Annotated in this window: 9 protein-coding genes and 3 pseudogenes; 3 read left to right on the top strand and 9 right to left on the bottom strand. The window is 66.9% G+C overall.

Annotated features, from left to right (window positions below; all coding sequences use genetic code 11):
* Positions 1–13 precede the first annotated feature (13 nt).
* Positions 14–628 (bottom strand): TetR/AcrR family transcriptional regulator, encoded by a 615-nt coding sequence (locus AB4Y67_RS15730; protein ID WP_441406695.1) that lies wholly within the window; start codon positions 626–628, stop codon positions 14–16.
* Between the two features lie 78 nt (positions 629–706).
* Here AB4Y67_RS15730 and AB4Y67_RS15725 point away from each other — a divergent pair.
* Positions 707–1,663: pseudogene (locus AB4Y67_RS15725) on the top strand (flavin-containing monooxygenase); the annotation flags it as partial.
* Positions 1,664–1,774: 111 nt separating this feature from the next.
* On the opposite strand, the gene AB4Y67_RS15720 reads toward AB4Y67_RS15725, so the two are convergent.
* The 3 genes from AB4Y67_RS15720 to AB4Y67_RS15710 all read right to left on the bottom strand — a co-directional run bounded on the left by AB4Y67_RS15720 (position 1,775) and on the right by AB4Y67_RS15710 (position 5,607).
* Positions 1,775–2,989: an MFS transporter gene (locus AB4Y67_RS15720; RefSeq protein ID WP_441406694.1), complete on the bottom strand. Its 1,215-nt coding sequence runs from the start codon at positions 2,987–2,989 to the stop codon at positions 1,775–1,777.
* A 114-nt stretch (positions 2,990–3,103) separates the two neighbouring features.
* On the bottom strand, positions 3,104–4,093 hold the full coding sequence (locus AB4Y67_RS15715) for a glycosyltransferase family 2 protein (protein WP_441406693.1): 990 nt from the start codon (positions 4,091–4,093) through the stop codon (positions 3,104–3,106).
* Entirely contained in the window at positions 4,090–5,607 is a 1,518-nt protein-coding gene (locus tag AB4Y67_RS15710) for a polysaccharide pyruvyl transferase family protein (RefSeq protein WP_441406692.1), read from the bottom strand. Before AB4Y67_RS15710 ends, AB4Y67_RS15715 begins: the two co-directional genes overlap by 4 nt.
* A 339-nt stretch (positions 5,608–5,946) precedes the next feature.
* Between AB4Y67_RS15710 and AB4Y67_RS15705 the strand changes: the two genes are divergently transcribed.
* Positions 5,947–7,425: an S-layer homology domain-containing protein gene (locus AB4Y67_RS15705; RefSeq protein WP_441406691.1), complete on the top strand. Its 1,479-nt coding sequence runs from the start codon at positions 5,947–5,949 to the stop codon at positions 7,423–7,425.
* A gap of 248 nt (positions 7,426–7,673) precedes the next feature.
* A pseudogene (locus tag AB4Y67_RS15700) lies at positions 7,674–8,288 on the top strand (S-layer homology domain-containing protein); the annotation flags it as partial.
* Positions 8,289–8,437: 149 nt separating this feature from the next.
* Here the strand turns inward: AB4Y67_RS15700 and AB4Y67_RS15695 are convergent.
* The 5 genes and pseudogenes from AB4Y67_RS15695 to AB4Y67_RS15675 form a co-directional block, all read right to left on the bottom strand.
* Positions 8,438–8,692, bottom strand: a pseudogene (locus AB4Y67_RS15695) (carboxypeptidase regulatory-like domain-containing protein); the annotation flags it as partial.
* Between the two features lie 272 nt (positions 8,693–8,964).
* Positions 8,965–9,699 carry a GAF and ANTAR domain-containing protein gene (locus tag AB4Y67_RS15690; RefSeq protein ID WP_441406690.1) on the bottom strand — a complete coding sequence of 245 codons (735 nt, stop codon included), beginning with the start codon at positions 9,697–9,699 and terminating at the stop codon, positions 8,965–8,967.
* 66 nt (positions 9,700–9,765) lie between these two features.
* Positions 9,766–11,208 (bottom strand): MinD/ParA family ATP-binding protein, encoded by a 1,443-nt coding sequence (locus AB4Y67_RS15685; protein ID WP_441406689.1) that lies wholly within the window; start codon positions 11,206–11,208, stop codon positions 9,766–9,768.
* A 131-nt stretch (positions 11,209–11,339) separates the two neighbouring features.
* Complete coding sequence (locus tag AB4Y67_RS15680) at positions 11,340–12,155, bottom strand: MBL fold metallo-hydrolase (protein ID WP_441406688.1); 816 nt, start codon at positions 12,153–12,155, stop codon at positions 11,340–11,342.
* 138 nt (positions 12,156–12,293) lie between these two features.
* The gene (locus AB4Y67_RS15675; RefSeq protein WP_441406687.1) at positions 12,294–14,012 is read right to left on the bottom strand and encodes a dihydrolipoamide acetyltransferase family protein; all 1,719 of its coding nucleotides are present in this window, start codon (positions 14,010–14,012) and stop codon (positions 12,294–12,296) included.

The following is a 14,012-nucleotide window of genomic DNA, read 5'->3' as shown; positions in this document are numbered from 1 at the left end:
GTGAACCAGCGGCTTAGGCGAGCGCGGCAACCAGCGCCCTGGCGATCCACGCCCGGTAGGCCGGCAGGGTCCAACCGGCGTCCCGGACCAGTGCCCGGTAGACCTGCGGGTGTCCCAGCGACCAGATGGCGGCGGCCGCCTCGGCATCGGACATCCCGGAACTCAGGCCGCCGAGCGTCCGGGCCGCCGCGGCGGCCTCCCCATAGCGCCGGAGCCGCTGCTGCCCGCGGTCCCTCTCCAGCTGCGCCGCCGAGTCATCTACAGCCGCGGCCTGGGCGATGACAGCGTTGATCCCGGCCGTGCGCGGATGGACCTCGACAAACCAGTCCGCCAGCACATCGACCAGCGCTTGAAAGTCGGCCGCCTGCCGCGTGCGCTCCCGCATGAAGTCCAGCACGCCCGCCTGCGCTCCCGGCCCCGCCGCCGCGCTGTCCAGCACGGCCGAGAGCAGGGCGGCCTTGTTGCCCACGGAGTTGTACACGGTCTGGACGGCCACCCCGCTCTCGGCGGCGATCCCGTCAATGGTGGTGCGGACGTACCCGTCGGCAGCGAACAGCCGGCCGGCCGCCTCGACGATGGCGTCCCGGGTCCCGGCCGCCTGGATCGACCGCCTCGTCGTCTTTTCCATATCATTAGACTATCGCTCTAGCCACTAGAACGGTATTCTAATTGATACGAAGAAGGTTCTCCCAGCTAGGAGCCGGCCATGGATCAGAACAGTCAGCCGCTTGATGCCGTGGTGATCGGAGCGGGCCAGGCAGGCCTGGCCGCGGGTTATCACCTCGCCCGGACGAAACTCCGGTTCGAGATCCTGGAGGGCGACACGCGGCTCGGCGAGACCTGGCGCCGCCGCTGGAATTCCCTGCGACTGTTCACCCCGGCCCAGCACGACGGACTCCCCGGGCTGCCCTTCCCGGCGCCGCGGAACACATTCCCGGGCAAGGACGAGTTCGCAGACTACCTTGAGGGCTACGCTGCGCATTTCGGCCTGCCGGTGCGGACGGGGGTCCGGGTGGAGGGCGTCCGGCCGGCGGGTGCCGGGTTCGCCGTCGCAACCCCGGCCGGCACGGTGCGGGCGCGCAATGTCATCGTGGCGGCCGGGGCAAACGTGCTCCCCCGCATTCCGCACCCCGCCACCGGGCTGGACTCCTCCATCCAACAGCTTCACAGCTCGCAATACCGCACGCCCGCCGACATCCCGGAAGGTGACGTGCTGGTGGTGGGTGCCGGAACGTCGGGCGCGGAAATTGCCTTGGAGCTGTCCGGCAGCCACAGGGTGCTGCTCTCAGGCCGTCCAACCCCGCACGTCCCCGACCCCCTGCTCCGCTACGCAGGCGCGGCGTATTGGCGGTTCATCCACTCGGTGCTGACGCTGGGCACACCGATCGGGCGCAAGGCTGCGGCGAACTTCCACCAGCGCGGGGCACCGTTGATCCGGATCTCCCTCAAGGACCTCGACGGCGCCGGAGTGGTCCGGGTGCCGCGGATGACCGGCACCACGGACGGCCAGCCCCGCTTTGACGGAGGAGGGTCCGCCGTCGTGCGGACGGTCATCTGGGCAACGGGCTACAGCCCCGGCCTGGATTGGATCGACGGGCTGGAACGGTCGCCGTCGGGCTGGCCGCACACCGAACGGGGAGCCGTCCCGGGGATTCCGGGGCTGTACTTCGTCGGCCTGCCATTCCAGTACGCCCTCACCTCGGGCCTGGTCGGCGGGGTGGACCGGGACGCGGCGTACGTCGTCCGGCAGCTAGAAAGGCGCCTGCCGGATCCCTCAGTAGTTGCGCCGGTGCTTCAGCCTGGGGATGGTGACGGCGAAGACCGCGGCAGCCGCGAAGCCCAGCACTCCGGTGGCGGCCACTCCGGCGCCGAGCGAGACGACGGCGGTCACACCTGAGAGCAGCACCGGTCCGCCGGTGGCCCCGGCGTCGGCCATGAACCGCCAGATGCCCAGGAACTGGCCGCGGCCGTTGTCGGGCGAGAAGTCGGCGCCCAACGTCATGTTCAGGCCCGAGCTGATGCCGTTGCCGAAGCCGATCAGAAGCGCGGCGAGCAGCAGGCCCGTGAAGCCGGCGCTGAGCGGGATCAGCAGCAAGGCTGTACCCATGATGAGGGTGGACGGGATGGCCACCCATTGCCGGCCCTTGCGGTCCATCAGCTTGCCGGCCGGATAGAAGACCAGCATGTCGATGGCGCCGGACAGTCCGTAGATCAGGGACGCCTGCGTCGCGTCCATCCCGAGGTGCTCGGCCCAGAGCGGGATCACCACCTGCCGGGACGCCCGCAGCGCACTGAGCAGCAGCACTCCCATGCCCACGGTCAGGAAGACCCCGGCGTGGGAGACGGCGACGCTGCGCAGCGTTGCCTGCTGGACGGCGACGCCGTCGTCCGCCGCGGGCTTGGCCACGAGGTCAGGGATGGTGACCGACAGGACAGCAGCCGCGGCCATGGCGATGACGCCCACCCAGTAGGCGCCGGTGATGCCGGAGAACTGCATCACCGCAGCGCCGATGAAGGGGCCGATGAAGATGCCGATCCGGTTGACGCCGCCGAGCGTGGACAGGGCACGAGCCCTGATCATCACCGGCACGGCCTCGGTCAGGTACTTCTGCCGGGCCAGGCTGAAGACGCTCGCTGCCATGCCGACAACCACCATGGCCGCGGCCAGCAGCCAGATCCCCTCGGGCAGCAGCGGGGACAGTGCGGCGGCGGCCAGGGCGAGGGTGCTCGCGGCGGCTGCACCGACCATGGCCCAGCGTTCGCCGAACTTCATCGTGATGAGTGAGGCCGGCAGGTTGAAGAACCACGAACCGAGCCCGATCAGCGTGACGATCAGTGCGGCGACGGCCACCGAGGCGCCGAGGTCGCGGGCGGAGAGTGCCACCACGGGCAGGATGGCACCTTCGCCGAGGCTGAACAGCAGTGCCGGGCCGAAGGCGGGGACGGCGATGCTGCGGAGGCTGAAGGGCGCGTGGCTGGTGGTGGTCATCCCCCTCATCCTAGGCCCGATTTACCGCACCCTCCGGCCGACCGTGGCGCGGCCGACCTTTCCGGTGCACTCGACATAGCCTGGCAGGTCCCCCAGTAAAGTTCTCCCGCGCGACTACCGTTTACGCAGGCGGTCTTTTACCCGGCGGTACCGCCGGCGCAGTAGGCTGACCAGGCTGGCGTCGTTGATGGCCTCCTCGAGGGACTTGAGCCGCTCCTCGGTGCGGGCGGAGCTCTCGACAAGCTCCCGGAGGAGACCTTCGGAGTAAGTCTGGCGGTGGTGGAAGTGGCCTATCTCCGCGTCCTGGTGCTTCGTGAGGTACAGCATGCCGCCCAGACCGACCTCCGAAACATATTTCCGCAGGTATTTTTCCCGCACGGCGCGATCGAACGTCTGGTGTGCAGAGTCGGCGACGATGACGCTGTTGCCGAGGTCGCCGGTGGCTTCCCTGCGCTGGTGCCAGAAAGCAAGGGGCGCCCCGTCGATGAATCCGAGGTGATGGCCCTGCAGCATCCGGAGCTGGAACTCCCAGTCGCCCACGGCCTCCAGCGCCTCGTCGTAGTAGCCCACGGAGTCGTGGACTGAACGGCGGTACAGCAGCGAGATCGGTACGCACCGGTTGGACCGGAGAGTATCGGAAAGGGTAATTGCGCGGACATTGGGTTCAAATATTTCTCGGCTTACCTCCTCGATTCGGCCGTTCCCCAGCCGCTCGAAGACGATTTCGGTCCGCACACCCACACCAGCATCATCGGCCGCGCGGAGATGGTCGACGGTTCGCTTCAGGAAGTCCGGATGCCAGGTGTCGTCGTCGTCGTGGATGGCGATGAACTCGGATTCGCTTGCCGCTATACCAGCGTTCGAGGCCGCTTCCATTCCGAGGCTGATTTGATGGGTGAGGATCCGGACCCGGCCGTCGAGTTCATGCCGGTGCCGTTCGATCACGGGGTCGACCTCGGAGGTATTTCCGCCGTCGTTGACAACCACCAGAATCCAGCCCGTGAAGGTCTGCGCCAGGACGTCACGAACGGCGCGCTCAAGCAGCACAGCCCGGTTCTTGGTCCGCATGATGATCGCGACGGAAGGCAGTGATTCACTCGTCATTTGATTAGTTTCCCCACGAGAGTCCGGATCGGTGCAAGTTTGCGGATGAGCGCGAAGCTCCTCGAGTCGAGCCAGCGTTGTAGCTGCTCCCTGGCCACTTCCGCGTCCCGCGTCGCGGCACCCAGCCGGCCGGAAAGGTGTTCCCGTTCGACTCGGAGCTCCGCCGTTTCAGCGGACAGGGGCAGGAAGAAGGCTTTGCTGAGGGCTGCGCGCTTGACCCAGGTTCCCTGGAAAGACAGGTCCGTCGCGTGAGAACCAGGCTCGATGTTGGCGTCGATGCCAGCCAGCCCGTCGGCGCCCGCGAGTGCCGCAGTGACCCTGTCCCACCAAAGGGCGAATTCCTCAGCCTTGACGGTCCGGATCGCTGCCAAATGGGCCGCGACGTCGCTGCGGCGCTTCCAGACTTCCTCAACCGCCGAGCTGAAAGTGCCGTCGAAAAGCGATGGAAGTGTGAGAGCCAGCGGGCCTAGCCCCCAGTTCTGCAGTGCCCCGTTCAGACGGGCGTGGCTGTAGTCCTCGCAGGCCAGCGCCACCACAGGAAGACCCGCGTCGAGGGCGAAGACCACCGAATGGTAGCGCGAGGTGATGACCATGGAAGCGCCGGCGGTTAGGGCGGCTGTGTCCTCGGCTGACAGAATCGGCGGCGCCACCACCGGAACAGTCATGGCCGCTGCTATTTCGGAATGCACCCCCTCGTCTCCGTCGCCCAGGCCAGGGGTGCTCATGTGCGCCAGCAGTACGACGGCGCATCCGGTAGCCAGCGCCGCCTGATCCAAGGCGGCGGCAACCGCCTTGATGTAGGCTTCCCGGTCCGCGGGGCCGTGACCCCCCGAGAACGTGGCCGCGATGTACGGGCCTGCGGGTGCTAGGGAATCGCCGACGTCGACGCTCTTCACCTTGGCGGCGGCCCTCCCCGCATAGAACGTCGCATCATCCAGGCAAGATGCCACCTTGTGCTGCCCGGTCTCTGCCAGGTGGCGCGCCAAGGACAGTGTGTAGGACTCCCGGGCGCCGACCAGCGCTGCCCGGCCTATCAGGTCCTTGGCGACATCGCGGTCCCGGCCGTAGAGGACAGGACCAATCGTCTGACCCGCGATGGCCACAGGCAGTCCCAGCGCACACGCGATCCCAGCGACGGCGGCGCGTTCGTAGAGCAGCCAGCCGTACGTCGAATTCATGTTGCCGCCGCCGGCGATCAGCAGAGCATCACAGGCCCGCATGGCAGTGATCAGGTCCCATACTTGGTCCTCCGGCGGCAAAGCATCAGTGTCCCCATGCGCTGCCCGGATGACCAGGTCCAGGTACTCGGCACGTTCCTCGGGCGGCCACGGAAACTGCAGGGTGGGCGCTGCGGCTTTCCTGAAGAGGCGGCGGGTTTCCTCCACATTTCGGGTCAGCAATAAGACGTCCTCGTGCCCTCGAGCCCCAAGCTCGTCCACGCAGGCGTGGGCCATGGCCTCGTCGCCGACGTGGTAAACCGGCTGTCCGACATCCCCCAATAGAGCAATTCGCATGCCCCAATTCTGCCGTATGGGACTTGTGGCAACGAATCCGCTTCCAAGGTCAACCGGCAGCTGAACGCCGCCCCGTGCCCTGTCCGGCGCGCACGATGGTCCCTGGAATCTGCGGCGATTCGGACTACGCAATGAACAATCACTCGTTCCGCGCCGACTGGACTCGTTGAAGAAAAGTAGTGGCATAATCTGGTGAGCTGCCGCATACTCGGCATCTTTTGATGGCTTCCCGTTCCTCTGGACGGACTGTTGGGGGAAATCTTGAATATTGCTCCGCGTCGTGGTGTCACTCCACCTGCTAATCCACCGAAGGGCCTGAAACGACGCATCGCCGCAACGTTGGCGGCAATTGCTGTCGGCTGCCTGCCCGTCGCGTACAACCCGGCGGCAGCGTCAGCGTACGCACCGACCCTGGTGTCATCCGGGCTGGAAGGTACCGCGTTCATCGACGTCGACCCGTCAAACCAGTTCTACAACGAGATCAGCTGGCTGGCGGCCGAACGGATCTCGACAGGATACTTCGACCAGACGTTCCGACCCGTCCAGGCGGTGAACCGCGACGCGATGGCCGCGTTCCTGTACCGGCTGGCTGGTTCCCCCGATTACACACCACCGCCAGAATCCCCATTTACGGATGTGACCCCGGCGACGCAGTTCTATAAGGAAATCACTTGGCTGGCGTCCCGGGGTATCACCACGGGCTACTGGGACAGGTCCTACCGTCCGCTGCAGCCGGTGAACCGGGATGCGATGGCAGCCTTCCTGTACCGGTTCGCGGTCAAGCCGGCCTTCACCGCCCCTGCTTCTTCCCCGTTCGGGGACATCGGGGTGAACACGCAGTTCTACAGCGAGATGAGCTGGCTTGCGGACAAGGGCATTTCCACCGGATGGTCCGAGGACCGTACCTACCGTCCCCTGCAGCCGGTGAATCGTGACGCGATGGCGGCGTTTATGTACCGGTTCAAGATCAAGCTGCCGCCGAACAACCAACCCTCCTTTGGCTCCACAGCCCTGGACATACTGGCCACCCTGCCCATCAAGGGCCGGGCGCCGAAGACCGGGTATGACCGCGAACAGTATGGCCCGGCGTGGTTCGACGTCGACCGCAACGGCTGCGACACCCGCAATGACATCCTCCGCCTGCAGTTGACCTTCCGCGGCGACAACGGCTGCATCGTGGAATACGGGCACCTGGAGGACCCGTACACGGGCACGGGGCTCGACTTTGTCCGCGGCACCACCACGAGCTCGGCAGTGCAGATCGACCATGTCGTAGCCCTCTCGGATTCCTGGCAGAAGGGAGCGCAGCAGCTCAGCTACGAACAGCGTCTGCAGTTTGCCAACGACGCGTTGAACCTACAGGCCACCGACGGACCCACCAACCAGCAAAAAGGCGACGGCGACGCCGCGACTTGGCTGCCGCCGAACACCTCCTACCGCTGCGAGTACGTCGCCCGGCAGGTTTCCGTCAAGGCAACTTATGCGCTCTGGATCACCCAGGCCGAACACGACGCCATGGCGGGGATCCTCAGTAACTGTGCCGGACAGCTGGCTCCCACCAACCAGACGGTGCCCGTCGCACTGCCACCTGCCCCCAAGCCGCCTGCTCCGGAGCCAACGCCTACTCCCACGCCGACGCCGCCCCCGGGACCGGTCGTTCCGGCCAACCCCGGTGACGCCGTTAACTGCGGAAGCTTTGCCACGTGGCGAGATGCGCAGAACTGGTTCAACACCTACTATCCGTACTACGGGGACGTGGCGAAACTGGACGCCAATAAGGACAGGATCGCCTGCGAGACCCTCCCGGGCCACCCATAAGTGAGTCGTTGGTTCCGGTAACAGGCCCAGATTCGGCACTTCCTCAACAGCACATCAAACCGCAGGATTTAGTGGGACCAATGAACAATGAGACATTGCCAGGAAACCCGACGCCGGCAATCGCGGCTTTGGCTTTGGGCTTGCTGTTGTCCGTCACGGTTGCGCCGGCGGCCAGCGCTGCCGTGACCCCCACTTCCGGCCAACGCCTGCTCGCCGCGGAGGCAAGCCAGCGGTGGCCGGATCTCCGCGGAACCATACAGCAGGCCGAAGCTTCCTCGCCGTCGTTCGCCGATGTCCACCCCGGGTCCCCCTTTGCAGCCGAGATCCAGTGGCTTGCGGGCAGGGGCATCAGCACGGGCTGGGCCGAGCCGGACGGCACCAGCACCTTCCGGCCGCTGAGCCCGGTCAACCGAGACGCCATGGCGGCCTTCATGCACCGCCTCGAAGGCAAACCGGATTTCTCGCCCCCACCCGTCTCGCCGCTCGTCGATGTGGCGCCCACCGACATGTTCTTCAAGGAAATCATCTGGATCACCGCCCGGAATATTTCCACCGGATGGGATGAAGGCAGCGGCACGAGGTCTTACCGCCCAGGCCAGCCGGTTAACCGGGATGCGATGGCCGCTTTCATGTACCGACTTGCAGGCAGGCCCGCTTTCAACCCGCCTGCAGTTTCGCCCTTCGCTGACGTATCCAAAGACAACGTCTACTACCACGAGATCACGTGGCTGGCCGCCCAAGACATCTCCACCGGCTGGACCGAAGCGGACGGAACGAAGACCTTCCGACCGGTCCAACCCGTGAACCGCGATGCCATGGCCGCCTTCATGTACCGGTTTGATGCCAAATCCGCCTGGATCTAGAACAAGTGCAGAGTGGGCTGTCCAGTCCCCAGGGCAACACGTAACCTTCATCCCAGCCTGTGCTGTTTTCTTCGGCCGCCAGCCAGCCGACCTCCGTGAAGAATTGATTTTGCCCGCCATGTCCTGGAATGCTGGCGAGGCTGTGAGTCCGGTTTGCCAGCGAGGCGGCAGAGGAAGGCGGCCAAGGCGTCGCGGTTCACGGGCTGAAGCGGACGGAAGGTGCGGTCCTCGGGCCGACCGGTGGAGATCCCCTTGCTGGCGGGCCAGGTGATTTTCTTATAGAAAAGGTTGTCGGTCGCCACATCGACAAACGGAGAGAAAGCCGGCGGCGTAAATGCAGGCTAGCCAGCCAACCTGTACAGGAAGGCCGCCGGGGCATCCCGGTTGACCAGGGTCAAGGGACGGGAGACATCGACCCGCCCGGTTCCGTCCAACAGGACGCTTCCCCGGCCCGACCATGTCCGTAGACCGGGATGCAATGGCAGCGTTCATGTACCGCTGGAACACCAAATACGGCACGCCCTCACGAGCCAAGCAAGCTGAAAGAAGCCGGACCAGCTCACCGAGCTGGGCCGGCTTCTTTCGTTGCCGGGCTCTGTCGGCGGCTGGCAACCGTGCAGGGGCCCAATACGGCGTCGGGCCCTAGAGACGGACAGGGCCGGCGCGCCGGGGGCGGTCAGGCATCGAAGTGCGTGCGGACTTCCCCCGCGGTGAGGTTGCGGAGGACCTCGGCGGCGACGTCGCGGAGCTTCTGGTTCCGGTTGCTGGAAACCCGGGTGAGGATGCTCATGGCTTCCTCCTGGGAGCACCGGTTCTGGGCCATTACGACGCCGCAGGCCAGATCGATCGCGGTGCGGTGTTCCATGGCAGCCTGGAGGTCCTCGGCGCGGGACTGCGCGGTGCCGATGCGGACGGCCAGGCGCAGGGAACGGCCCGCGAGGTCGGCAAAGCCGGATGCCTTGGCAATGATGTCCTCGGTGAACACTCCGGTGGCGGGGCCAAAAAAGTTCAGGGCGGCCACTGCGTCCTGGCCGATTTCCAGTGGTACGCCGAGGGTGCTGCGGCAGCCTTGCGCCGCGAGCTGCAGCTGGTAGGTCGGCCAGCGCGGATCAGTGTCGACGTCGGCCAGCAGCACCACGGACCGGGTCCGGAGGGCTTCGATGCACGGGCCGTCGCCCAGGCTTTGCTCGATGCGGTCCAGGGTCACAGCCCGGGGACTGCTCCCCGCCACGGTGGCCGTCTTCTTCCGGCGCTGCAGCGTCACGCCGCATTCGATCTCGGCGCCGGCGGCGTGACTGAGCGTGGCCGCCGAGAATTCGGCGAGGCGGCCGAGGAAGTCCTCGACGTTCCCGGTGTCCATGAGGAGGTCCTGCAGTTGCAGTGCGGCGTCGTCCCCGGCGTTGTTGGTCATTCCTAAAATGTAGGTCGGACCCCGGCCGGGCACAACTTCCGCCGGCTGCGCCACGGGCCCACGCGCCTAGACGTAGCCGTCGACGATCGCGGCGGCGATCTCGCGGTAGGCGCGCCGGGTTTCCGGGCGGAGCACGTCGAGGGTGACCAGGTCGCCGTCGGCCACGCCGCGGTCGTGCGGCACGGCGATCAACTGGCGGCAGATGCCGGACAGGTGGTCCTCGATCGCGTCCTTATCCACGCGTGAGGAAACCTCGTCCTTGTCCGTGATGACCACGATGGCGTTCCGGGCGAGTTCCTCGTACCCGTGGCCGGCCAGCCAGTGAAGGGTGCTGCGGGCGCGCTTGGCGCCGCTGACCGCATAGCCCGCCGCGATGATCAGGTTGTCCGCGGACTGCAGGATGCCGCTCATGGCGTTGTGCGTGACGCCGGTGCCGCAGTCGGTCAGCGCCACAGAATAGTAGGCGGAGATGAGTTTGCGGATCCGCAGGTATTCCTCTGCGGTCAGGGAGTCGGAGACCTCAGGATCCTGTTCCCCGGCGATCAGGTGCAGCCGCCCGGCGTGGTGCATGTACCGGGCCAGGGCGGTGAGGGAATCGATCGACTCGATGTTCTTCAGCAGGTCGGTGATGGTGCGGGGTGTCTGCTGCTGGTAGATACCCTCGCCGAGGGCACGCTCAACGAGGTCGCCGGAGTCCGGGTTCGCGTCGATGGCGCACGGCGGGTCACCGCGGAACTCGGCGAGGGTCAGCCCGACGCCGACCGTTGTGGACGTCTTGCCGATCCCGCCCTTGAGGCTCAGGACGGCGGTGTTGTAGCTGCCCTGGAGTTGGCGGGAGATGCGCCGTGCCAGTTCGTCCTCTTCGCGCTGCCGGGCGCTCGGGCCCAGGTTCAGTCCGCCGCCGGTCAGGGAATAGAGGGCGCCGCGGAGGCCGCCGACCGGCCGGGGCTTCTGCTCGCGGACAAAGAGGCCAGGGGAGCTGATGAAATCGGGGGCCGGGGAGGTCAGCGCTGCAGCCCGGCTGGCGGAGCGGGTGGCCCGGGCCGGCGGCGCGGGTACGGCGGGGGCGCTTTCCGGCGCCGCCGGCACGGCCGAACGCCGGCACAGGGGCGCGGCCGCTTCGAAGGCAGGCGACTCGGCCTCAAAGTCCTCGAACGCCTCTTCATCGAAGGCCTGCTCGTCGAACGCCTGCTCGGCAAGGTTAGTTGCCGGGCCGAAGCCTTGGGCGGCCGAGGCGGGCGGAGCCGCAGGCGGCACCGGCGTGGCGGGGACCTGCCGGATTACGGGAACGGCGCCCGTGGCGGCGTTTCGTTCGTCGGCTGCTTCGGCAGCTTCCGCCCAGGAGTTGCGTCGCAGGGGACGCGCCGCCGGATTGTCGACGGCGTCGGAGGTTGTGATCGGCATGGTTCCTGTCCGGGCGTCCGAGTCCTCGCCGCGGCGGCGGTCACGCCGGCGCCGGAGTTCGGGTTGTTTTGCCTCAGCGGCAGCGTTGGCTGTGTTGTTGTCCACCGGATCGGGCATATTGGTCCCCCCTGGGACTCACAGCGCAGGCGGCTGCGGTGCTCGTTTGAATTGGTCCAAACTGCAATTCTAGGGGCATTCCCAAGTCCCCTTACCATCGACGGCCCAAACCCGCGGACTCAGTGGTGCGCGCGGGTCTCCTGCAGCCGCGTGATGAACCAGCGGGACTGCTCCGGCCCGTAGGGCAGGATCGGGATGGCCTTGGTGGCGTCGTCCGGGGTTTCCCGGGTCGCCTGGGTAGCCTGCCGCACGGCAGTGGTCATGGTGTTGGCCATGGTCTTGACGAACTGGTCGCTGCACGGTTCCCCGTGGCCGGGAATCAGGAATTCGTAGCGGTGCCGCAGGGCCGAGAGATGGCGGAGGGCGTCGGCCCATTCCTCGGGAAAGGAATCCTCGAAGGACGGGTGGGAGCCCTGCTCCACCAGATCGCCGGCGTAGAGGGTGGTGCCTGTTCCGACGAGGAGGTCGCCGTCGGTGTGGCCGTGGCCGAGGTAGAAGAACGTGACAGTCTGGCCGCCGAGGTCCAGGAGGACCGGCTGGTCTTTGACGATCGCGTTCGGGACGACAATGTCGGTGGTGCTGCCTTCGCCGGCAGCCATTTCGGGCTCATCGGCCCCGACGGCGCGGCGCTGGCTGTCGCCGTTTTCGCCGATCTCCGCGGCGCAGTTCTCATGCGCCCAGAACTCGGTCACACCGGCATCGGCGAACACCGCGTTGCCGAAGAAGTGGTCGTAGTGGGCGTGGGTGTTGACGACGACCAGCGGCAACTGCGTCTTTTCCCGCACCGCATCCAGGATCTCGCGACCCTGCCGGGGTCCGCTGCCGGTATCGATCACCAGGGCGCGTTCGGCGCCGACAACCAGGCCGGTGTTGAGCAGGGAACTTTGGGTGGTCAGGACGTAGTTGTCCTGGCCAACCTCGAGCCATCGTGACATTAAATCTCCGTATTCCGGGCGGTGTTCCGGCGTCGTTGGTGCGATGTTCTGCCCTCAATTGTACCCACCGGAGCTGGCCGGAAGCTGGAAGCGGGCCCCGCGCGGGCGGTCTTTCCGCCCGCGCGGCGCCGGCCGCGTTCAGAGGTCCGCGAGCACCGAGCCGGGGTTCTCGATCGCGTCGGCCACGTAGCGCAGGAAGCCGCCGGCGGTCCCGCCGTCGCACACCCGGTGGTCGAAGGTGAGGGTCAGTTCCGTGACCTTGCGTACGGCCAGTTCGCCGTTGACCACCCAGGGCTTGTCGATAATGCGCCCGACGCCGAGGATCCCGACCTCGGGGTGGTTGATGATGGCGGCCGAGCCGTCCACCCCGAAGACCCCGTAGTTGTTCAGCGTGAACGTGCCGCTGCCCAGCTCCGCCGGGGTCGCTTTGCCGTCGCGCACGACGGCGGTGAGCCGCCGGATCTCGGCGTCCAGTTCGCGGGCACTGAGTTTGTCCGCGTTCCGCACTGACGGCACCATCAGGCCACGGTCGGTCTGGGCCGCGAAGCCGAGGTTGACACCGTCGAAGGCAACAATCTCCTGGGACGCTCCGCCGGTGGTGTCTTCCGTGGTCACGATCCGGGTGTTCAGCTCCGGGAACTTCTTCAGCCCGGCAGTGACGAACCGTGCGATGAACGCCAGCAGACCCGGCGTGTGGTGCGGGTCAGCCTTCTTCAGCGCGGCACGCATCTCCACGAGGGCAGTGGCGTCTACATCCACCCACACCGTGGCTTCCGGGATCTCGGAACGGCTGCGCGTCATGTTGGCCGCAACGGCCTTCCGCACGCCGCGGACCGCGGTCCGCCCGGTAACGCCCAGCCCGGTGCGCGCATCGGTGTCGCTGCTGCCCGCAACCGGCGCTGCCGCTTGGGTTTCTACCGGCGCCGCCTCCGAACGCTCAACGACAGACGGCTTGATACGAGCCTCAACGTCGCGCCGCATGATGAGCCCGCTGGCCCCCGAGCCCTGGAGTTTCCCCAAATCAACCCCATGGTCCCGCGCCATCCGCCGAACGAGCGGAGAAATAACAGCCCCCAACTTCCCGGGAACCCGCGTCCGCATCAGCAACAAATCGTCCGCAGCCTTCTCCGCAGCAGACACCCCAGCAACCGGCTCAACCACCGCAGTCCCGGCAGCCCCCTTACGAGCCCGAGTCCGCCGAGCAACCCCATGCCCGCCAGGAGTCCCGTAACCAATCAAGACATTCCCGGACCCGGCCTTCTCCTCCTCGCGATAGGCCTCAGCGGCGGCAGCAGCAGGCGAGGAAGAAGCGGCAGGCGAGTCAGGCGACAAATCAGCAGCAGGCGAGTCGGAGACCCTGGCAGGTGAGTCGACAGCGCTACCAGCCGGCGCAGGCAATGCCGCCCCGGGAGTGGCATCTAAGGCACCGGACGAGGGCCCCGATGCGAGCTTGCGAGCATTGGGAAGTCCGGGGCCGCTGTCGGAGCCGGACGGCATGCTGCTTGCAGCAATGCCGTCCGGCGAAGGGGCTGGGGCGGCATTGCCTGTGGCGGCGCCACCAGCATCATCCGCGCCGGCCCCCCGGGCACCCGCACCGGAGGCAACGGAAGCACCAACTGGAGTCACCGAAATCAAGGGCTTGCCGACGTCGAGCGTCTGGCCGGGCTCGCCGTGCAGCACGGCCACGGTCCCGGCGTACGGGGAGGGCACCTCGACCATGGACTTCGCGGTCTCAACCTCGGCGATCGGCTGGTCGACGCGGATCTCGTCACCCACGGCCACGAGCCAGTTCACGAGCTCTGCTTCGGTGAGGCCTTCGCCCAGGTCCGGGAGGAGGAATACTTTCGGTTCGCTCAT

It is taken from the genome of Arthrobacter sp. YAF17 (assembly GCF_052113365.1).
In the GTDB taxonomy this organism is placed as follows: domain Bacteria; phylum Actinomycetota; class Actinomycetes; order Actinomycetales; family Micrococcaceae; genus Arthrobacter.
This window is presented reverse-complemented; position numbering and strand designations above follow the sequence as displayed.

Excerpts from the sequence above, each read along its gene's own strand:
- AB4Y67_RS15730 (WP_441406695.1), bottom strand. The coding sequence starts at position 628 with ATGGAAAAGACGACGAGGCGGTCGATCCAGGCGGCCGGGACCCGGGAC.
- AB4Y67_RS15720 (WP_441406694.1), bottom strand. The coding sequence starts at position 2,989 with ATGACCACCACCAGCCACGCGCCCTTCAGCCTCCGCAGCATCGCCGTC.
- AB4Y67_RS15715 (WP_441406693.1), bottom strand. The coding sequence starts at position 4,093 with ATGACGAGTGAATCACTGCCTTCCGTCGCGATCATCATGCGGACCAAG.
- AB4Y67_RS15710 (WP_441406692.1), bottom strand. The coding sequence starts at position 5,607 with ATGCGAATTGCTCTATTGGGGGATGTCGGACAGCCGGTTTACCACGTC.
- AB4Y67_RS15690 (WP_441406690.1), bottom strand. The coding sequence starts at position 9,699 with ATGACCAACAACGCCGGGGACGACGCCGCACTGCAACTGCAGGACCTC.
- AB4Y67_RS15680 (WP_441406688.1), bottom strand. The coding sequence starts at position 12,155 with ATGTCACGATGGCTCGAGGTTGGCCAGGACAACTACGTCCTGACCACC.
- AB4Y67_RS15675 (WP_441406687.1), bottom strand. The coding sequence starts at position 14,012 with ATGAGCGAACCGAAAGTATTCCTCCTCCCGGACCTGGGCGAAGGCCTC.